This is a genomic window from Pseudomonas sp. LBUM1670 (genome assembly GCF_059695695.1).
Genome location: NZ_CP166783.1, coordinates 2,518,807 through 2,538,929, shown reverse-complemented (window position 1 = coordinate 2,538,929; position 20,123 = coordinate 2,518,807). Strand labels below are relative to the sequence as shown.

Sequence of the window (20,123 nt, the reverse complement as noted above, 5' to 3'; positions counted from 1 at the left end):
ACCTGAATGAGAGCCCGATATGGCGACCGAGCGGCGACCCTTCGCTGACGACTTCGCGCACCCTGGGCTCTACGCTGATGCAACCTCGAATCTTTACGAGTCCAATCCGATGTCGCGACTTCCAACTTCCCATCTGTTGACCCGCAGCGGGCAGACGCCCCTGCAATATGCCGAACGCGTGGTTAGCGTCATCATGGGGGCAGCGCTCACCGCGTCTGTTGCCCTGGTCTTGAACGGTTGCTCCACGGAGGTGCTCACGCCGTCGGTAGAACTGCCGAGCAACTTCTCCGCGAGCACGGCCTCCGAAATGGAGCCCGAGGCGGCGTGGTGGGAGGTCTACCACGACCCGGTGCTGACGGATCTGGTGCGCCGGGCAGCGCGCGAGAATCGCGACGTCAAGATTGCCGCCGAGCGCCTGCGCGCCGCGCGTGCCGGCGAAACGGTCAGCCAATCATGGCTGTTCCCGAGTGTCGGCGCATCCGCCTCCGGCAGCGATCGCAGCAGCGGCTACAGCTCGGCCACGAAACAGGGTTATCCGGATACCAAGAGCACCAGTGCGGGCCTGGACGTCTCGTGGGAGCTCGACCTGAGTGGCCGCCTGCGCGCCGGCGCAGCGGCGGCCGACGCCGATGCGATGGCCGCGGAGCACAGCATGCGCGGCGTACGCCTGCTGGTGATGAGCGACGTCGTCAGCAACTACTTCACACTGCTCGGTGCGCAACGCCAAGTCGCGACGCTGCGCGCCATCTCAGCGATGCAGGACGAGACGCTGCGCCTGGTTGCCGCTCGCCAGCAGGCGGGCCTGGCGTCCGCCTTCGACGTCGAACGCGCGCAGACCGACGCCTTGTCGGCGCGGGCGCAGATTCCGCCGCTGGAAACGCAGGTGGCTGTGTCGCGCCATCGTATTGCGGTGCTTATTGCCGACCAGTCCTTCAATACCGCGAACATCCAGACTTCGATTAGCGATGTGGCCGTGGTGCCCGAGGCCAAGCCGGGTCAGCCCGCCGAGCTGCTGCAACGCCGACCTGACGTGCTGGCGCTGATGGCGCAGCTCGATGCAGCCAATGCGCGCCGCAAGGTGGCCGCGGCCGAGTGGTTTCCGCGGCTGTTCCTCGATGCCTCCTTCGGCCGCCAGGGCTTGAGCCTGAACGGCGCCGATCTCGGCGTTGCACGCTTCACCAACGTGGCGGGCCTGCTGGCGATGCCGCTCTTTAACGCCGGGCGCACGCAAGCCATCAACGATGCTGCCGAAAGCGCTCAAAAAGAGGCGGTGCTGCGCGCCGAAGACGGCATCGTACGGGCACTCGAAGATGTCGAGAACGCCCTCGTCACGTTGGCGCAGGAGCGGCGCCGCGCCGGGTCGCTGCAATTGGCCGCCGCGTCCGCCGAGGCTGCGCAGAACCGCGCCCAGTCACTCTATAACCGCGGGCAGATCGACCTGTTGCCACTGCTGGATTCGCAGCGCGCGCGCCTGGCGGCACGCTTGAACTCCAACGAAAGCAACACCCGCCTGCTGATCGATAGCGTGCAGCTCTATAAGGCACTGGGCGGGGGCTGGCAGGTGTTCGAACAACCCGCTACCCCCACCGCTGCCACCAAAGCCGACCTGCCACCACTTTCTTAAGAATTTGCCGTTTTACTAGAGGAACCGCCTTGAAAACCTCCCTTACTGCGGCCGGCGCCCTGGCCGTCGCCGTCATGCTTTGCGCGTGCAGCCCGGACAAGCCGACCGTGCAAGCGCCACGACCGGTACGCACCGTTGAAATCAGCTACGACAATGCCCGTAACATCAGTCGCTACGTGGGCACCGTACAGTCGCGGCATGAAGTCGACCAGGCCTTCCGCGTAGGCGGCAAGGTAGCTCAGCGCAAGGTCGATGTCGGCCAGTTTGTGCGCGAAGGCGACATCCTCGCCGTACTGGATGACAGCGACTACCGCCTCGCCGAGGAAGCGTCGCGACAGCAGTGGACGGTTTCCGTCGAGCAGACACGCCAAGCCGACTCGGACCGCCAGCGCCTGACTGCGCTGAAGGCTGACGGCTCGGTCAGTGCGGCCGACGAAGAGCGCGCGCAGACCAATGCCCAAACCGCGCATGCGACCGCCGAAGCCGAAGCGCGCAAGCTCGAGCTTGCGCGCAACCGTCTCAAATACACCGTATTGCGCGCCTCGCGCAGCGGCGTCGTCACAGCTTTGCGCTTTGAGGCCGGCCAGGTCGTGGCGGAGGGTCAATCGGTTGTCTCGATTGCGAATCCCGATGAATCCGAGATCGTCATAGACGTGCCCGAGGATCAGCTGTCCGTCTTCAAGGGCGCGCGTTTCAAGGCCTCGCTGGCCAGTGCGCCGAGCGAGGTCTTCGATGTCACGCTGCGTGAGCTGTCGCCACAGGCTGCAGCGCAGACGCGCACCTATCGCGCGCGGCTCAAGCCGGTGCAGGCACTGCCGCTGGGCGCCACCGCCACGGTGATGGCCGAGCGTGTAATGACAAATACCGCTGTGGCGGCAGTGCCCGCCACGGCACTGACGCAAAGCGCCGGTCAGCCCGCGCTGTGGGTGGTCACGCCCTCGGGCAAGGATCCGGTAGGCACCGTCGAACTGGAGCATGTGGCCGTTTTGGGCTACCGCAACGATGAGGTGCTCGTCTCCGGGCCGAAGGCTGGCGCATTGGTCGTCACCGCCGGCGTCCAGAAGATGACATCCGGACTGACGGTCGCGCTCCCCGGTGCGCCAATCGCTGACGCGAATACCACGCAGCAGGCCGCCCGATGAACAACTTCAACCTCACCGACTGGGCGCTGCGCCATCGCGCCATCGTTCTGTTCATGCTGCTCATTGTTGCGGTGGCCGGCGCCTTCAGCTTCACCCGGCTCGGCCAGCTCGAAGATCCGAACTTTTCCGTGCCTTCCATGACCGCCATGGTCATCTGGCCGGGCGCCACTGCCCAGCAGTTGCAGGACCAGGTCCTCAACCGCATGGAGAAGAAATTCGAGCAGATCGACAACTTCGAGAAGGTGGTCACCTACGCGCGGCAAGGCTACGCAGGGATGACGCTCACCGTGCGCGGCGGCACTTCCAAGGCTGACCAGCGCGAAGCCTGGTATCAGGCGCGCAAGAAACTCAATGACCTGAGCCTCGAGATGCCTGACGGCGTGATCGGCCCGATCCTGAACGACGAGTACGGCGACGTGTATGGCCTGATGTACGCCATCAAGGGCGACGGCGTCGGTCACGCCGACCTGACGGACGCGGCCGAGAACATCAAGCGCCAGATGCTGCAGGTGCCGATGGTCAAAAAGATCGACCTCATCGGCAAACAGGCCAAGCGTATCTATGTCGAGTTCTCGCACGAGCGCCTGGCAGCGTTGGGCATTACACCGCTGGCAATCGCCGAAAGCCTCAAAAGCCAGAACGCGATGTTGCCCGCAGGTCAGATCGACACCCATGGCGACCGCGTCATGGTGCGCGTGAGCGGCCAGTTCGAAAGCGAAGAGGCTATCCGCAACGTGCCCATCACCGCGGGCGGCCGGCTGATCAAGCTTGGCGACATTGCGACCGTCACACGTGGTTTCGAAGATCCGCCCACCTACACGGTGCGCCACAACGGCCAGCCGGTGCTGATGCTCGGCATTACGATGACCAGCGACGGCAACATCGTGGACCTTGGCAAGGAGATGGACACGGCCGTCGCCAAAATCCAGTCGGAGCTCCCGCATGGCGTGGAACTCGAACTCGTGGCCGACCAGCCAACCACCGTGCGGGATGCAATCCTGGACTTCGGTCGCGCACTGGCCGAGGCGTTGATCATCGTGATCGCGGTGAGCCTGGCCAGCCTGGGCTGGCGCGCAGGCCTCGTGGTCGCGGCCACCGTGCCGCTGGTGCTCGGCGGTGTGGCGCTGGTGATGCTGGCGATGGGCTGGAACCTCGAGCGCATCTCGCTCGGCTCGCTGATTATCGCGCTGGGACTGCTGGTGGATGACGCCATCATCGCCATCGAGATGATGGTGGCGAAGATGGAAACCGGCATGGACCGCGTGAAGGCGGCCGCCTTCTCCTATCAGTCCACCGCCATGCCGCGCCTGACCGGCGCACTCATCACCGTCGTGGGCTTCCTGCCGATCGGCCTCTCGAAGTCGACCACCGGCGAATACGCGGGTGGCATTTTCTGGATCGTCGGCGCCGCGGTGCTGTTCTCGTGGATCTGTTCCGGCATCTTCACGCCGTACCTGGCGGTCAAGATGCTGCCCAATGACCTGGGCAATCACCAGCACGGTAATCCGCACGACACAAAGTTTTACCGCAGCCTGCGCCGCCTGATCGACGCCGCCATCGAGCGCCGCTGGGTGGTCATCGGTGCGACAGTTGGCGCTCTGGTGCTTGCTCTGGCGTGTATCAAGCTAGTGCCGCAGCAATTCTTCCCCAACAGCTCGCGCCCTGAGCTGGTCATTGACCTGCGCGTCAAGGAAGGTTCCTCGTTCGCCGCGACGACCGAGCAGGTCAAGCACATGGAGGAGCTCCTCGCGAAGGACGAGGACGTGCGTTTCTATACCGCCTACACCGGCGCCGGTGCGCCACGCTTCTATCTTTCGCTCAACCCTGAACTGCCGAATCCGGGATTTGCCCAGTTCGTTGTGATGACCAAGGACCTGGATGCACGCGAGCGGGTACGTGCACGGCTGGTGGCCTCGGCCGACCAACAATTCCCGCAGGCGTGGGTGCGCGTGACCCGGCTCGAGTTGGGGCCACCTGTCGGCTACCCGGTGCAGTTCCGCGTCGTAGGGCCTGATACCCAGAAGGTGCGCCAGATTGCTCGCGAGGTGGAACACGTGGTGGCGTCCAACCCGAAGATCCGCGACCTCCAGCTTGACTGGAACGACCCGGTGCGCACGCTGAAGGTGGAACTGGATCAGAACAAGGCGAGTTCGCTCGGCCTCACGCCGTCTGACGTGTCGCTGGTGACCCAGACTGTGATGAACGGTGCAACCCTGTCGCAATTGCGTGAGCACGAGGACCTGATCGACATCGTGGCCCGTGCTGTGCCTGAGGAGCGCTTGAACCTCGACACACTGAAAGACATCAACCTCTACACGCGCCAGGGAACAGTTGTACCGCTGTCGCAAGTCGCACAAGTGCGCTCGGAGCTGGAAGAGCCAGTGCTTTGGCGCCGCAACCGCGATATGGCAATCACGGTGCGTGCCGACGTGAAGGATGGCGAGCAAGGTGTATCGGTGACTCAGGAGATCCTGCCGTTGCTTAAGGACGTCGAAGCGAAACTGCCGTCGGGCTACCGCATCGACGTGGGTGGAGCCGTTGAGGAAAGTGACAAGGCCAACAAGGCGCTGATCGCGGTGGCCCCGCTGATGATGATCACCATCCTGCTGTTGCTCATGCTGCAACTGCAGAACTTCTCCCGCATGTGGATGGTCGTGCTGACCGCACCGCTGGGTCTGATCGGTGTGGTGCCGGCGCTGCTGGTGTTCCAGTCGCCGCTGGGCTTCGTTGCGATCCTGGGCATCATCGCACTGGGTGGCATGATCATGCGCAACGCAGTGATCCTGATCGATCAAATACAGATCGAGATCGCCGAAGGGCGCGACCCATGGAATGCTGTGCTGGATGCTGCCATTCACCGGGCCCGACCGGTGATGCTGACGGCGCTGGCCACCGTACTCGCAATGATCCCGCTGACGCGCAGTGTGTTTTGGGGGCCGATGGCAATTGCGATCATGGGCGGCCTGACCGTGGCGACGCTACTGACGATCTTCTTCGTCCCGGCGTTGTACGCGGCATGGTTCAAGGTGGGTCGCCAGCCCGCCGCTGACACTCAACCGTTACAAGGGGATGCCGCGCTTGCTTCTGAGTGATGCAATCTCGGTAAGCGAAAGCTGACTCTTGTAGGAGCAAGCTTGCTCGCGATGGACGCCAACGATAACGCGTATTCTCTGGATACACGCGTTATCCTGAAGTCCTTCGCGAGCAAGCTCGCTCCTACAAATCCTCTTGACTGACAGGCATCAGCCGTTTCGGCGCCTGACATTATCAAGCGATCTTGATGATCACTTCCCCCCCCTGCCGAGACTCTCGCAGGCTTCACGTACCTGTACAAACGGATACCGCACAGTCACTCCGGATCGAAGATCAGGTGCAGCGATCCCGTGTATCACAGTGTGTCTGTCTATCCTCTTGATACATGAGTTTTCACCTGGCCGCCGATTCGACACAGGCCAGATACGTCACCGCGTTCAAATGCTCGCAAGGCTTCAAGGGGATCAACCAGAACCCCTGGCCAACGGCATGCAACGGAGACATCAGTATGAAGATGGCACTGCAAAACAAAACCGGCACTACCCGCCGCCGTCTGGTCGGCTCGTCGATCCTCGCGCTGGCTCTGTTTGGCGCAGTCGGTGCAGCCCACGCACAAACCACCACCACCGCACAGACAGCCGAGACCAAGACCGACGCCACTTATGCCCCATCGCCGTTCGGCCCACTCAAACACGTCAAGGCCGGACTGCTGAACGTGGCCTACGCCGAGACAGGCCCGGTGGACGGTCCGGTGGTGATTCTTCTGCACGGCTGGCCGTACGACATTCACAGCTATGACGAGGTCGCACCGCTGCTTGCCGCCAAGGGCTATCGAGTGCTGATGCCCTATGCGCGTGGCTATGGCGATACACATTTCCTGTCCGGGAAAACCGTGCGCAACGGCCAACCGGCCGCGCTGGCCAGTGACGTCATCGACTTCATGGATGCGCTGAAAATCAAACAAGCCGTGCTCGGTGGTTATGACTGGGGCGCGCGTTCGGCCGACATCGTCTCGGCGTTGTGGCCAGAACGGGTCAAGGCGCTGGTCTCGGTCAGCGGCTATCTGATCGGCAACCAGGCGGCCGGCAAGAATCCGCTGCCACCCAAGGCTGAATTGCAGTGGTGGTATCAGTTCTACTTCGCCACCGACCGCGGTCGCGCCGGGTACGAGAAAAACACCCACGACTTCGCCAAGTTGATCTGGCAACTGGCTTCGCCGAAATGGGCGTTCGATGACGCCACGTTCGACCGCAGCGCCAAGGCGTTGAACAACCCCGACCATGTCGAGATCACCGTGTTCAACTACCGCTGGCGTCTGGGCATGGTCCAGGGCGAGCCCCAATACGAAGCGATCGAGCAGAAACTGGCCACGGCGCCTTCCATCAGCGTGCCGACCATCACCCTTGAAGGCGACGCCAACGGCGCCCCGCACCCTGCTCCCGAGGATTACGCCAAGCGCTTCACCGGCAAATACGAGTTCCGGCTGATCAGCGGCGGCATCGGCCACAACCTGCCGCAGGAAGATCCACAGGCGTTCGCCAAAGCGGTGATTGATGCGGATCAACTTTGAGATTGATCTGACGTCCGGGTACTTTCCCCGATAAGCCTCTGCACAACGACGGCTCGTTTTTAAAACGAGCCGTTTTTGTTTCGTGAACATCACTCCAGCAGCGAGACCAGGCGCGGCTCTATTGAGGTTTCGAGTACGTCCAACAGCGCCAGCGTCACCGGCAGTTTGAAGCGCCTGCGTCCCGCGCTGCCCGGATTCAGATACAACCGTTCGCCGCGCCATTCGATGCGTGGCTTGTGTGAATGCCCGGTGATGACCAACGTGATGGCGGTATCGAGCACGGCCGGGACATCGGCGATGTCATGCACCAGCAACGTCTCCCAGCCGTTGAGGTCGAAACGCAGGCAATCTGCAAGATCCTTTGCCCAGGGAGCGTCAAGATCATTGTTCCCGCGCACGACATGCAGTGGGGCGATGGACTCCAATTGATCGAGAATGTCCAGGCTGCCGATGTCGCCTGCATGGATGATCCGTTCACAACCCTCCAGCGCGGCAAGGGCCTCAGGGCGGAGCAAGCCATGGGTATCGGAGATCACGCCAACTTTCATGCAAAGCTCCAGACGATTGTCGAGACTGAAAACACCGTTCCCGCGCAGTCAGTTCTTCCAGCAGGTCGATCAAGTAGGCGTCAGGGTTGAGCACACAATGCCATCCTCTAGCGCTGACGCGACAACAATGTGTGCGGGCACGTTGATCCAGGTTGAAGCATCAACTTCGCCAACAGATGCAAGCCAGCGCCCAACCATTTGATAACCGAGCGTATAGCCGAGCCATTTAGGGTAAGCACCAAAACCGAAAAACCATTCGCCGTGGTTATAGTTCGTTGACTCCAGCGTTTTCAGGTCTATAGGCGTGCGAAGAAGCACCTCAGTGGTTACGGCATTTTCCCAAGGCTCTGGCGCGCTCCCGAGCAAATGCCGGACAAAGTGGCCAGCAAGTCCTTCACTGATCAAGGCTTCACCTAACGTCCCACCGTACCCGGGCCCCGCCATGCGCAGACAATGATGGACTTCATGGACAATTTGCCGATGCAGTGCGCCACTGCGCAGGCTCGGTACCCAATTCGGGTTTTCGGGATCGATTGTCATCGTGAACATGGAGCTGCGATAAGCTCGCCCCATGAGACCCATTTCCGGAATGGTTTCGCCAGGGAGCCTCTGGATCAACACATCCAGTCGCGGAGGAGTGATCAGACGGGAGACCGTCTGGTAAGCGGCGTCAAATTCGCCGATCAAATCTGAACGAAGTTCGGCAAGGCTTCCCGAGGCTTCCAGCCAATGCAGTGTCCACAAGTCCATTTTTACCTCTAACAATTGCCGCGCAGACTAATAACCCATTCCAACCAATTCTTTGAGATAAGCTGGGATATTTCGAAGGTAGAAATTTTTTCGGTGAAATTGCTCTCCGGTGGCGGCGGCTCGCTATCCGCCGCCTAGGGAATTCAGCCCTTGGCCGCCATCGCAGTCACTTCCACGCGCATACCCTCAACCGCCAGCGAGGCCACGCCAACCGCAGCGCGAACCGGCCACGGCTTGGCGAAGAAACGCTTATAGACTTCGTTGAACGCGGCGCGGTCGGCCATGTCGGTGAGGTAGATGGTCAGGTGCATGACGCGGTCCATGGAACTGCCGGCGCGCTCCAGTGCCACCTTCAATGCCTGCAACGTGCATTCGCTTTGCAAGGTGATATCGCCCAGTTCCAGGCTGCCGTCGGCGCGGGTCGGGATCTGCGTAGAGACCAGGATGCCGTTGAAGCCGGCAACGTCGGAGGAGATGGAATCCGCGTCGGGATCGGGGGTGAAGGTGATGTCTTGGTTCGCCATGGGGTTCTCTTGTTTGACGTGATAAAGGAGGCGGCCAGTTTACCGCCCTGCTGAATCAAACGCTCTGCATCAGTTATTTATACTCAAATGCCAGCTTAATAATATTTTACCGATACCAGGGTCATCCCTAGTCTTGAGCCCAAGAAATGGCAGGCCGTTCGCGACCTAATTCCAACTTCGAAGGGTATTGAGATGACCACTGAAAAAATAAAAACAGATACGCTGATTGTTGGCGCCGGTCAGGCTGGCGTGGCCATGAGTGAACACCTGAGCAAACTTGACGTACCGCACCTGGTGCTGGAGCGCAACCGTATTGCCGAGCGCTGGCGCACCGGGCGCTGGGATTCGCTGGTGGCGAATGGCCCGGCGTGGCATGACCGTTTTCCGGGCCTTGATTTTGACGACCTCAGCCCGGACGAGTTTGCGCCGAAAGAACGTGTCGCCGATTACTTCGAAGCCTATGCGAAGAAATTCAACGCGCCGATCCGCACTGGCGTGGACGTGCTGAAAGTCGAGCACAATGTCGGTCGCCCGGGTTTCACCATCGAAACGTCTGAAGGCGTGATCGAGGCCAACCGCGTAGTGGCTGCCACCGGGCCTTTCCAGCGTCCGGTCATCCCGCCGATTGCACCGAAAGATCAGCCCTTCCTGCAAATCCACTCCGCCGACTATCGCAACCCGGCGCAATTGCCTGAAGGCGCGGTGCTGGTTGTCGGCGCGGGTTCGTCCGGTGTGCAGATCGCCGATGAATTGCAGCGAGCCGGCAAGCAGGTTTACCTCTCCGTCGGCGCCCACGACCGCCCTCCTCGCGCGTATCGCAACCGTGATTTCTGCTGGTGGCTGGGTGTGCTTGGCGAATGGGACCAAGCGGCGATGAAGCCCGGCCGTGAACACGTCACCATCGCGGTGAGCGGCGCGCATGGCGGCCGCACCGTGGACTTCCGTGGCCTTGCCCATCGCGGGATGACGTTGGTCGGTCTGACCCAATCATTCAATGGCGGCGTGGCGACTTTCCAACCCAACCTGGCCGAGAACCTGGCGCGCGGCGACGAGAACTATCTGGCGCTGCTCAATGCCGCCGATGCCTACATCGAACGCAATGGTCTGGACTTGCCGGTAGAACCTGAAGCGCGCATTACCTTCCCCGATCCGGAATGCGTGACCCACCCGATTCTTCAACTCGATCTGGCCAAGGCCGGCGTGACTTCGATCATCTGGGCCACCGGTTTTGCCACGGATTACAGCTGGCTCAACGTTGACGCCTTCGACGACAAGGGCAAACCGCAGCATCAGCGCGGCGTGTCGAGCGAACCGGGTGTGTATTTCCTCGGGCTGCCATGGCAGTCGCGGCGCGGGTCTTCGTTCATCTGGGGCGTTTGGCACGATGCCAAGTATGTGGCTGATCACATCGCTATCCAGCGTTCCTATCTCGACTACCACGATGCGGCGCAACGCGAGGCTGAAAAAGCCCCGGTCGCTCATAAAACCACGGTCAGTGCTTAAGCCTTTTTCTGTCAGGAGCGACAAATGTCCACGCCAACCCATACCCGTATTCGCATGTTCAACACCAAGGAAACCTACCCGAACCAGAGCCTGGACAATGACCTGTGCCAAGCCGTCCGCGCTGGCAACACGGTTTATGTTCGGGGTCAGGTCGGGACGGATTTCGAAGGCAAACTGGTCGGCCTCGGTGACCCGCGAGCTCAAGCCGAGCAAGCCATGCGCAACGTCAAGCAGTTGCTGGAAGAGGCTGGCAGCGACCTGAGTCACATCGTTAAAACCACGACTTACCTGATCGATCCGCGGTATCGCGAGCCGGTGTATCAGGAAGTGGGCAAGTGGCTCAAAGGCGTGTTTCCGATTTCGACCGGGTTGGTGGTGTCGGCACTGGGGCAGCCGCAGTGGCTGATGGAGATTGATGTGATTGCGGTGATTCCCGAGTAGACCGAGTCGCGGCCTTCGCGAGCAAGCCCGCTCCCACATTTGATTTGTGTCGCGCACAAATTTGTGGCCACCGAAGATCCCCTGTGGGAGCGGGCTTGCTCGCGAAGGCGCCCGCCCAGACACCTCATTTACCAAGGAGCAAACCCCATGACCTTCTCCATCGCCGCCCGTTGCCCCGAAACCGGTCAGTTCGGCATTGCAATCAGTTCCTCCAGCATCGCCGTCGGCGCCCGCTGCCCCTGGCTGTTGCCGGGTGTCGGTGCCGTCTCCACACAGAACATCACCCTGCCCTCCCTTGGCCCGGAAGTCCTCGCCCTCCTGGAGCAAGGCCTCGCCCCGTTTGATGCACTGGACAAAGTCCTCACGCGCAATGGCTACAGCCAATACCGCCAGATCACCGCCGTCGACCACCTCGGCCAGACCGCACACTTCAGCGGCACGCAAACCCTCGGTAACCACAACGCCGTGTCCGGAGAACAATGCGTCGCCGCCGGCAACATGCTCGCGGACCGTTCGGTGATCGAAGCCATGGTTGAAGCCTTCGAGCACGGCGAAGGCCAACTGGCCGACCGCTTGCTCGCCGCGATGAAAGCCGCCATCGCGACCGGTGGCGAGGCCGGGCCGGTGCATTCGGCTGCGATGGTGGTGGTCGGCGAACTGACCTGGCCGATCATCAACCTGCGGGTCGACTGGGCGGACAACGATCCAATCGGTCAGCTGGAAAAACTGTGGGACGCTTACCGCCCGCAGGTTCAGGATTACATCGACCGCGCCCTCGCCCCAGACAAATCCCCCGGCTACGGTGTCGCCGGAGACGACCGATGAGCACCCACCGTGATTTGCTGAAGACGTTGGTGGCATTCGACACGACGAGCCGCGAATCAAACCTTCAGCTCATCGAGTTTGTCCGCGACTTCCTCGCGAGCTTCGATGTGCCTTGCGAACTGATCTATAACGAGCAACGCAGCAAAGCCAATTTGTTCGCCACCATCGGCCCGGCGGAGTTGCCGGGCATCGTGCTGTCGGGACATACCGATGTGGTGCCCGTCGATGGCCAGCCGTGGACCGTTGCGCCGTTCGAACTCACTGAGCGCGATGGCAAGTTGTACGGTCGCGGTACGGCGGACATGAAGGGCTACATCGCCTGTGTGCTCGCCCTCGTCCCCTCCTTGGTGAACGCGCAACTGCGCCTGCCAGTGCACATCGCGCTGTCTTACGATGAAGAAGTCGGCTGCCTCGGCGTGCGCTCGTTGCTGGCGGAGTTGGAGCAACGGCCAGTCAAACCGATACTGTGCATTATTGGCGAGCCGACTGAGCTGAAACCGGTGCTCGGACATAAGGGCAAACTGGCGATGCGCTGTGAAATTCACGGTGAAGCGTGCCATTCGGCGTACGCACCGCTTGGGGTCAATGCCATTGAATACGCCGCCGAATTGATCGGCGAACTGGGACGGATTGGCAACCGACTCAAAGCACCCGAGCATCACGACGCGCGTTTCGATCCGCCGTTTAGCACCGTGCAAACCGGCGTCATTGCCGGCGGCAAAGCCCTGAACATCGTCCCCGCCGATTGCCGCTTCGACTTCGAAATCCGCGCTCTGCCGTCGCATGATCCGAGCGACGTCGCCCAGGCATTGAAAACCTACGCCGAGCAACACGTACTGCCGCGAATGCGTGCTGTCAGTGAACAGAGTGAGATTCGCTTCAGCGAGTTGTCGGCGTATCCCGGATTAGCGACCGATGCACACAGCGAAGCGGCTGAGTTGATCGCTGCATTCTCCGGCTCCCGAGCATTCGGCACAGTGGCCTTCGGCACCGAGGGCGGGCTTTTCGATGCTGCAGGAATCCCCACCGTCGTGATCGGCCCCGGCAGCATGGATCAGGGCCACAAACCGGATGAATTTGTCACCCTCGATCAACTGAACGGCTGTGATGAAATGCTGCGACGAATGCTGACCTACCTCTCCGGCTGACACGGTCACTGTAGGAGCGAGGCTTGCCCGCGAAGGGCAACATGATCGTTGACAGACACACCGGCTTCGCGGGCAAGCCTCGCTCCTACAGGCTATCTATACGACCTGTCTGCGCGCCCGCGCGGGCGCCGTAAAACCCAGCACCACCCCACTCCAATCGACCTACTTTTTTTAACGTCTATCCCAACAAACTTACTAATTTATCTATCCCACCCCACCGCACATCATCAACTCCAACAAGAAAAGCGTCGCCCCCCGTGCGGCGCTCAGCGCCATCCTCTCGATCATCCTCCTCGCCGCCTGCTGCTTCGCCGCCGTTGGCGCTTCCGCCAACTTCATCGGCCACTTCGTCGACATGGTGCTGGTGCTGCTCGTGGTGCTGGTGCCGTGGACCGCGATCAACCTGATCGACTTCTACGCGATTCACAAAGGCAAGTACGACATCAACTCGATCTTCAAGGTCGATGGCGGGATCTATGGCCGCTACAACCCGCAGGCGTTGCTGGCGTATGCGATCGGGATTGCGGTGCAGATTCCGTTCATGAACACGCCGCTGTATGTCGGGCCTGTATCCGAACACATCAACGGGGCTGACCTTTCCTGGCTGGTGGGCCTGATCATCACCTCGCCGCTCTACTATTGGCTAGCCAACCGCGACACCGCCTACAAGCGCCGCCTCTCCACCGGAAAACTCGCCAACTCGATCTAACTACCCCCCAAAGCCCCTGTGGGAGCGAGCCTGCTCGCGAAGGGGCCCTGTCGGGCAATATAGATTTAACTGACAGAGCCCCATCGCGAGCAAACCCAAAGCCGTCTCGCTGTAATCGAACAACATGAATTTGAAAGAAACCGCATTGATGCGGTTTTTTTAATGCTTGTTCATATTCTGTAATTCCAAAGTATTTACTATGGCGTGTAATGCAAGCGCCAATAAAACAGGCATAAAAATTTTGACATGTTTCAGCAACTTTACATCACGAAAGAAATTTAATTGATGTGATAAAAAAATTGTAACGCTGGCGTTGCACCTCGCCAGTGCCAGTTCGAAAAACACTATTAGAATCTGCCTGATTTTGGTGCATAAATTCATCTTCCATCCCTATGACCAATCGCGACAGCTTTTTTATCTAGCTGTTTTTATTGATGTTTTTCTAACGTCATCGTGCTTTATGGTTTGGCGCTCGCTTTTTGGATCCTAATAATTATATTGTCAGCACGATATGTTCGAAATTTCTGTTAAAAAAAATGACAGTGCCTGAATAATGTTTGTCTACACTCTTAATTCTTCGAGTACGACAAAGAAAAAGTTATATCAATCTGCCGCTTAGTTGGCCCGACAGTGTAACTGTCGGCCTGCGCGGCATGCCGACTGCCTTCCTGAATCAGGGTACACGGGAGATTCACCGATGCGGATCAGCATATTTGGTTTGGGCTATGTGGGCGCTGTATGTGCGGGCTGTCTCTGTGCTCGCGGTCATGACGTCATCGGGGTGGATGTATCGCAAGTCAAGATCGACCTGATCAATCAGGGTAAGTCGCCTATCGTTGAGCCCGGTCTGGAACCGCTGCTCGAGCTGGGTGTGAAATCCGGGCGCCTGCGTGGTAGCAGTGATGTGAAAGCGGCCATGATGGGCACGGATATGTCCTTCCTCTGCGTCGGTACGCCCAGCAAGAAGAACGGCGATCTGGATATGGTCTACATAAAATCCGTCTGCCGCGAGATCGGCGAAGCCCTGCACACCAAGGACAGTTGGCATACGGTGGTGGTGCGTAGCACGGTGCTGCCGGGCACCGTGAAGAACGTGGTGATCCCGATTCTCGAAGACTGTTCCGGCAAGAAGGCCGGGGTCGACTTCGGCGTGGCGATCAACCCGGAGTTCCTGCGCGAAAGTACGGCGATCAAGGATTACAACTGTCCGCCCATGACGGTGATCGGTGAACTCGACCAGCGCAGCGGGGACATGCTCGTCGCGCTCTATCAAGAGCTGGACGCGCCGCTCCTGCGCCGGAGCATCGAAGTGGCGGAGATGATCAAGTACACCTGCAACGTCTGGCACGCGACCAAAGTGACCTTCGCCAATGAGATCGGCAATATCGCGAAGGCCGCCGGCGTGGACGGTCGCGATGTGATGGACGTGGTCTGCCAGGACACCAAACTCAACCTGTCGCGTTATTACATGCGCCCCGGTTTCGCCTTCGGTGGCTCCTGCCTGCCCAAGGATGTGCGTGCGCTGAACTACCGCGCCGGGCAAATGGATGTCGAGCACCCGCTGCTGGCCTCGATCATGCACAGCAATGCGGTGCAGGTCCAGAGAGCCTTTGACATTGTCACCAGTTACGGCAAGCGGCGTATCGCCCTGCTCGGCCTGAGCTTCAAGGCGGGCACCGATGACCTGCGCGAAAGCCCGCTGGTGGAGTTGGCCGAAATGTTGATCGGCAAGGGCTACGACCTGCATATCTTCGACCGCAACGTTGAATACGCGCGTATCTACGGGGCCAACAAGGATTACATCGAGTCGAAGATTCCGCACTTGGCTTCACTGTTACGCGCTGACCTTACGAAAGTGATCGAGGAGGCGGATGTGATCGTGCTGGGTAACGGTGACGAGTCCTTCAAGGCCATTGCACTTGAGGTGCCCGAAGGCAAGCAGGTGGTTGATCTGGTGGGCTTCATGCCACACGCCAGTGACGATCGGCTCGAGGGTATCTGCTGGTAAGCGAGGCACGGCGCCGGGGCATCCCGAGCACTATGGGTTTATCGATCAGGGGTCACATGCATGGCTGATTCCAGGGGTTACTTGCGCGAAGCGGCGGGGTGGCTGTTCTACCTCACTGCGCTGATGGGGCTTGCATTGTTGCTGCCGCGTTCGGTGTTCGATCCCCAATCCAGGGACTTTCTCCTGTTGCTGGGGGCGGTCGGTATCTGGCGTTACTCGATGGGCGCGATCCATTACCTGCGGGGGATACTGTTTCTTTATCTGGTATTCCCTTACTACAAACGCAGAGTCACCCGGCTCGGAAGCAGTGCCGATCCATCGCACGTGTTTTTGCTGGTCACCAGTTTTCGTATCGATGCGTTGACCACGGCGCAGGTATATCGCTCGGTGATCGAAGAAGCCATCGGTTGTGGTTACCCGACCACGGTGGTCTGTTCCATCGTCGAGCTGGCGGATGAACTGCTGATCAAAGCGCTCTGGGACAGCTATAGCCCGCCGGAACAGGTCAAGCTGAGCTTCGTGCGGATTCCCGGAACTGGTAAGCGCGATGGCCTGGCCCATGGTTTTCGGGCGATCTCTCGGTACGTACCGGATGCCGACGCAGTGGTGGCGGTGGTCGATGGTGACACCGTGCTCTCGTCCGGGCTGGTGCGTCAGACCGTGCCCTGGTTCAAGCTGTTTCCGAAAGTCGGCGGCCTGACCACCAATGAGTTCTGCGAGGTGCGCGGCAGCTACCTGATGAGCCAGTGGCACAAGCTGCGGTTCGCCCAGCGGCACATCAATATGTGTTCGATGGCACTGGGCAAGCGAGTGCTGACAATGACAGGGAGGATGTCGGTGTTCCGCGCCCAGGTGGTGACCGACCCCGGCTTTATTCAAGACGTTGAACGCGACTATCTGCAGCACTGGCGTCTGGGGCGTTTCCGCTTCCTGACCGGTGATGACAAGTCCAGTTGGTACAGCCTGATGCGGCTGGGCTACGACACCTTTTATGTGCCCGATGCGGCGATCAACACGGTCGAGCATCCCCCGGAAAAAAGCTTCTTCAAGGCCAGCCGCAAGCTGATGTTTCGCTGGTATGGCAATAACCTGCGGCAGAACTCGCGGGCCCTGCACCTGGGCGTGCGGCGGTTGGGCTGGTTCACTTCGCTGGTGCTGTTCGACCAACGCGTATCGATGTGGGCCAGCCTGATCGGACCGTCGGTTGCGATCATCGCCAGCCTCAAATACAGCGCGGCCTACCTGCTGATCTATTTGCTCTGGATCGGCGTGACTCGCTTGATCCTGAGTCTTCTGTTGCTGGTTTCGGGGCACCCGGTCGGTCCGGCTTATCCACTGATTCTCTATTACAACCAGTTGGTCGGTGCCATCGTGAAGATCTATGTGTTCTTCCGTCTCGACCGGCAATCGTGGACGCGCCAGAAAACCCGGCTCGACCGCGGACTGGCGAGCTATCAGCGCTGGTTCAATACCTGGTCGTCGCGGGCCATGACGTTTTCGGCCGGCAGTGTGTTTTGCGCGCTGCTGATGTGGATTGTGTAGCGCAGGTGTCAGCGCAATGAACAAGCCGTGCCGTTTAAATAGCGGTAACGGATAACAGTAACACCGGCTGTGATCTGCCGGATCGGTCTCAATCGTGGATGGGAAGGGACGCGTTATGAACACAGCCGTTATTGCTGTTGATGACAATGTCGTGCATGAGTCAGAGGTGCAGCGTCAGCATGCGCGGCTGAATCTACCGGCACGGATCAAGTTTCACGGGCCGAACCGGGAGAAGTTCGATTGCGAGCTGATCGACTTGTCGGCCGGTGGCTTCAGCCTGAATCAGCCGGATACACCACTGATCGCGGGCCGCCATTACAAAGGCAAACTGGTGTTCCAGGTCGACGCACTTGGGTTTGCCATCGACGTGGAGTTTGTCGTGCGCTCGATTGACGACGAGGGGCAGCGGATAGGTTGCGAGTTTCACAACCTGCGCCCGCGCGCGATCTCCGCATTGCGTTATGTCATCACCTCCTACCTCTCGGGAGGGGTGATCAGCCTGGGAGACATGCTCGCGACCCAACAGCGCGACACCTTCACCAAGCCACGAAAGCATGAAAGCGGCCACGGCATGAGCTTTTTCGCACGCTTGCGGGCGACTACGGTGAGCCTCCTGATGTTCCTGGTGGGACTGGTTGCCTTTGGTTATGTGGCGCACCAGTTGTATGGCATTTATTTCGTCACTCACGCCGAATCCGCACGGGTCAATGTGCCCGGCCAGTTGATCGGCCTGCCGCGTGACGGCAGCGTCAAATCGTTGGTCAAGGTGGGGGCGGTGGTGCCCAAGGGGGCCCCGTTGGCGACCTTTTCCGCCTCGTTGCTGGATGTGATGAAAGGCAACCTGCCGCCTGGGCAGGCGACACCGGAAAACCTTGAGCGGCTGTTCAGCCGTACCCTGCAAGGTTCGCTGACCAGCCCTTGCGATTGCCGGGTGGTGGCGCAGCTGGTGCCGGATGGCCAGGTTGTCGGCAAGGGCACCACGGTCTACGAGTTGATGCCGATCGACGGTGTGGCAACCATCGAAGCGCGCTTCCCTTATAAGAATTTTGCCAAGATCCAGCCTGGCAAGTCAGCGAGCTTCCAACTGATCGGTGAAGAACAGCCACGCACCGGCAAAATCACCGCAGTTGAGCTGGACAACGGCGGCCTGGCCTCCGACCTGCGGGTCACCATTGAGCCTGACAGCCCGTTGCAGACTGACCAGGCCGGGCGCCCGGTGGAGGTCAGTATCGAAGACCTGCAGGGCAATGTCTGGGTGCAGAATGCCTCGGCGGCCAATACCTGGGTGAAGAACGCCTGGGAGAATAAAGTCATGGCGGCCGGAAAATGAACGGCGCATGGCGATCGGGGCTGCGGTTTTCTGCGCTGGCCGCTGCGCTGACGATGATCCACGGTTGCGGCACCCTGCCCGATCAAGGGTTGGCGCGCGAGGCCATGGCGCGCGGCGATTATGAAACGGCACGCAAGAACTACTCGGCGCTGGCCGAGGACGGCTATGCCGATGCCCAGGCCGGGATGGGCGACTTGACGGCCTCGGCGGGCGACCCGGCGAGCCTGAAAGAGGCGGAAGCCTTGTACCGGCAGGCTGCGTCGGAATCGGTCAAGGCGCAGTCACGCCTGGGTCGCTTGTTGCTGCGTCAGAGCCCGAGTGATCCCCAGCAAGTGCACGAGGCCCGGCAATTGCTGGAAGGCGCGCTGGACAAAGGCGAATTCAGTGCGGTAGTGCCACTGACGTTGTTGTACCTGGGCTACCCGCAAATGGCGCCTGTGATGAATCCGCAGCAGAAAGTCGATAGCTGGCGCGCTCAGGGCATTGTCGAGGCGGACCTGGCGCAGATTCTGATTTATCGCAATCAGGGCACCTATAACGCTCATCTGCCGCAGATCGAACAGTTGTGCCGGGCTCGGCTGGCGGTACTCGATGCCTGTTATGTGGAGCTGGCCACCATCAACCGAATGCGCGCCCAGCCCAAGGCGCAAGCGGACCTGCTGGTGCAGTTGCGCCAGGGTTTGCGCGAGGGCCGAGTAGCGCCCTTGCGGGTCGAGTCGGTGGCGCGCGTTCTGTCGTCGCCAGCCCTTGAAGGCCCGGCCGATCCGCAAAGCGCCCAGCGCCTGCTCGAGGAACTGGCACCGGTCTATCCGCCGGCCTGGACCAGCCTGGCACGTTTGATCGACGACTACCCCGCGCAAGGCGATGCGCCGCAACTGCTCTCGGCCTTGCAACGCGGGCGCGAAGCAGGCGACCCACGGGCGGAATTGCTGACCGGACGACTGTATTACCTCGGCAAATGGTTGCCACAGGATCCGCGCCTGGCTGAAGAGCATTTACTCAAGGCGGCCGCGGGCGGTGAAGTCGGGGCGCATTACTACCTGGGTCAGTTATACCGGCGCGGTTATCTGGGCCAGGTCGAACCACAGAAAGCCCTGCTACATTTGTTGCTGGCAGCCCGCAACGGCTCGCCCAACGCCGATTTGGCCTTGGCTCACATGTTTTCCGACTCCCGCGGGGTCAAGGTCAATCGGATCAACGCCTTTGTCTTTGCGCAACTTGCGCAACGCAAAGGTGCGGTAAATGCAGGGCCAGTGCTGTCGGCCCTGCAGTCGGGGCTGACCCCGGCAGAAAGGAAACTCGCGCAGCCCTTGCTTGAGGAAGAAGCCCAGGCCCGTCTGACGGGCGCTGCTTTAGCCAGGCTGCAAACTCCGGAAAATGGACAGGACTTACTATGAAGCAAGCATTATTGGCTGGTTATGGTCTG

Annotated in this window: 15 protein-coding genes and 1 pseudogene; 13 read left to right on the top strand and 3 right to left on the bottom strand. The window is 60.4% G+C overall.

The features are described 5' to 3' along the window. Positions 1 to 109 precede the first annotated feature (109 nt). From ACA073_RS11540 to ACA073_RS11525, 4 genes are all read left to right on the top strand, one after another. Positions 110 to 1,624, top strand: coding sequence for a TolC family protein (locus tag ACA073_RS11540; protein WP_497404061.1), 1,515 nt, complete (start codon positions 110 to 112; stop codon positions 1,622 to 1,624). A gap of 29 nt (positions 1,625 to 1,653) precedes the next feature. Beyond that, positions 1,654 to 2,766: an efflux RND transporter periplasmic adaptor subunit gene (locus ACA073_RS11535; protein ID WP_497403522.1), complete on the top strand. Its 1,113-nt coding sequence runs from the start codon at positions 1,654 to 1,656 to the stop codon at positions 2,764 to 2,766. Next, a complete protein-coding gene (locus ACA073_RS11530) occupies positions 2,763 to 5,858 on the top strand; it encodes an efflux RND transporter permease subunit (protein WP_497403520.1) in 3,096 nt (1,031 codons plus the stop codon). The genes ACA073_RS11535 and ACA073_RS11530 overlap by 4 nt, the downstream gene beginning before the upstream one ends. 449 nt (positions 5,859 to 6,307) lie before the next feature. Beyond that, positions 6,308 to 7,369: an alpha/beta fold hydrolase gene (locus ACA073_RS11525; RefSeq protein ID WP_497403518.1), complete on the top strand. Its 1,062-nt coding sequence runs from the start codon at positions 6,308 to 6,310 to the stop codon at positions 7,367 to 7,369. Between the two features lie 89 nt (positions 7,370 to 7,458). Here the strand turns inward: ACA073_RS11525 and ACA073_RS11520 are convergent, their stop codons facing one another. From ACA073_RS11520 to ACA073_RS11510, 3 genes are all read right to left on the bottom strand, one after another. Further along, on the bottom strand, positions 7,459 to 7,917 hold the full coding sequence (locus ACA073_RS11520) for a metallophosphoesterase family protein (RefSeq protein ID WP_497403517.1): 459 nt from the start codon (positions 7,915 to 7,917) through the stop codon (positions 7,459 to 7,461). 69 nt (positions 7,918 to 7,986) lie between these two features. Beyond that, the gene (locus tag ACA073_RS11515) at positions 7,987 to 8,667 is read right to left on the bottom strand and encodes a DUF2268 domain-containing putative Zn-dependent protease (RefSeq protein WP_497403515.1); all 681 of its coding nucleotides are present in this window, start codon (positions 8,665 to 8,667) and stop codon (positions 7,987 to 7,989) included. Positions 8,668 to 8,810: 143 nt separating this feature from the next. Next, entirely contained in the window at positions 8,811 to 9,191 is a 381-nt protein-coding gene (locus tag ACA073_RS11510) for a RidA family protein (protein ID WP_008027160.1), read from the bottom strand. A 192-nt stretch (positions 9,192 to 9,383) separates the two neighbouring features. On the opposite strand from ACA073_RS11510, the gene ACA073_RS11505 reads away from it, so the two are divergent. From ACA073_RS11505 to ACA073_RS11465, 9 genes and pseudogenes are all read left to right on the top strand, one after another. Further along, complete coding sequence (locus tag ACA073_RS11505) at positions 9,384 to 10,694, top strand: flavin-containing monooxygenase (RefSeq protein ID WP_497403513.1); 1,311 nt, start codon at positions 9,384 to 9,386, stop codon at positions 10,692 to 10,694. Positions 10,695 to 10,718: 24 nt separating this feature from the next. Continuing rightward, a complete protein-coding gene (locus ACA073_RS11500; protein WP_059405554.1) occupies positions 10,719 to 11,135 on the top strand; it encodes a RidA family protein in 417 nt (138 codons plus the stop codon). Between the two features lie 147 nt (positions 11,136 to 11,282). Continuing rightward, complete coding sequence (locus tag ACA073_RS11495; RefSeq protein ID WP_497403511.1) at positions 11,283 to 11,960, top strand: DUF1028 domain-containing protein; 678 nt, start codon at positions 11,283 to 11,285, stop codon at positions 11,958 to 11,960. Continuing rightward, complete coding sequence (gene argE, locus ACA073_RS11490) at positions 11,957 to 13,108, top strand: acetylornithine deacetylase (RefSeq protein ID WP_497403510.1); 1,152 nt, start codon at positions 11,957 to 11,959, stop codon at positions 13,106 to 13,108. The genes ACA073_RS11495 and argE overlap by 4 nt, the downstream gene beginning before the upstream one ends. A gap of 253 nt (positions 13,109 to 13,361) precedes the next feature. Continuing rightward, positions 13,362 to 13,817, top strand: a pseudogene (locus tag ACA073_RS11485) (cytosine permease); the annotation flags it as partial. Between the two features lie 697 nt (positions 13,818 to 14,514). Then, positions 14,515 to 15,825, top strand: coding sequence for a nucleotide sugar dehydrogenase (locus ACA073_RS11480; RefSeq protein ID WP_497403508.1), 1,311 nt, complete (start codon positions 14,515 to 14,517; stop codon positions 15,823 to 15,825). A 60-nt stretch (positions 15,826 to 15,885) separates the two neighbouring features. Next, a complete protein-coding gene (locus tag ACA073_RS11475) occupies positions 15,886 to 17,367 on the top strand; it encodes a glycosyltransferase family 2 protein (protein ID WP_497403506.1) in 1,482 nt (493 codons plus the stop codon). A gap of 115 nt (positions 17,368 to 17,482) precedes the next feature. Beyond that, positions 17,483 to 18,697, top strand: a complete 1,215-nt coding sequence (locus ACA073_RS11470; RefSeq protein ID WP_497403504.1) for a PilZ domain-containing protein — start codon at positions 17,483 to 17,485, stop codon at positions 18,695 to 18,697. After that, on the top strand, positions 18,694 to 20,094 hold the full coding sequence (locus ACA073_RS11465; protein WP_497403503.1) for an alginate biosynthesis protein AlgK: 1,401 nt from the start codon (positions 18,694 to 18,696) through the stop codon (positions 20,092 to 20,094). Before ACA073_RS11470 ends, ACA073_RS11465 begins: the two co-directional genes overlap by 4 nt. Positions 20,095 to 20,123: the final 29 nt, after the last annotated feature.

What these genes read in the sequence shown, in the direction of transcription:
- ACA073_RS11480 (WP_497403508.1), top strand. Translation starts at nt 14,515, where the DNA reads ATGCGGATCAGCATATTTGGTTTGGGCTATGTGGGCGCTGTATGTGCG.
- ACA073_RS11540 (WP_497404061.1), top strand. Translation starts at nt 110, where the DNA reads ATGTCGCGACTTCCAACTTCCCATCTGTTGACCCGCAGCGGGCAGACG.
- ACA073_RS11520 (WP_497403517.1), bottom strand. Translation starts at nt 7,917, where the DNA reads ATGAAAGTTGGCGTGATCTCCGATACCCATGGCTTGCTCCGCCCTGAG.
- ACA073_RS11510 (WP_008027160.1), bottom strand. Translation starts at nt 9,191, where the DNA reads ATGGCGAACCAAGACATCACCTTCACCCCCGATCCCGACGCGGATTCC.
- ACA073_RS11475 (WP_497403506.1), top strand. Translation starts at nt 15,886, where the DNA reads ATGGCTGATTCCAGGGGTTACTTGCGCGAAGCGGCGGGGTGGCTGTTC.
- argE (WP_497403510.1), top strand. Translation starts at nt 11,957, where the DNA reads ATGAGCACCCACCGTGATTTGCTGAAGACGTTGGTGGCATTCGACACG.
- ACA073_RS11465 (WP_497403503.1), top strand. Translation starts at nt 18,694, where the DNA reads ATGAACGGCGCATGGCGATCGGGGCTGCGGTTTTCTGCGCTGGCCGCT.
- ACA073_RS11505 (WP_497403513.1), top strand. Translation starts at nt 9,384, where the DNA reads ATGACCACTGAAAAAATAAAAACAGATACGCTGATTGTTGGCGCCGGT.
- ACA073_RS11500 (WP_059405554.1), top strand. Translation starts at nt 10,719, where the DNA reads ATGTCCACGCCAACCCATACCCGTATTCGCATGTTCAACACCAAGGAA.
- ACA073_RS11470 (WP_497403504.1), top strand. Translation starts at nt 17,483, where the DNA reads ATGAACACAGCCGTTATTGCTGTTGATGACAATGTCGTGCATGAGTCA.
- ACA073_RS11530 (WP_497403520.1), top strand. Translation starts at nt 2,763, where the DNA reads ATGAACAACTTCAACCTCACCGACTGGGCGCTGCGCCATCGCGCCATC.
- ACA073_RS11515 (WP_497403515.1), bottom strand. Translation starts at nt 8,667, where the DNA reads ATGGACTTGTGGACACTGCATTGGCTGGAAGCCTCGGGAAGCCTTGCC.
- ACA073_RS11495 (WP_497403511.1), top strand. Translation starts at nt 11,283, where the DNA reads ATGACCTTCTCCATCGCCGCCCGTTGCCCCGAAACCGGTCAGTTCGGC.
- ACA073_RS11525 (WP_497403518.1), top strand. Translation starts at nt 6,308, where the DNA reads ATGAAGATGGCACTGCAAAACAAAACCGGCACTACCCGCCGCCGTCTG.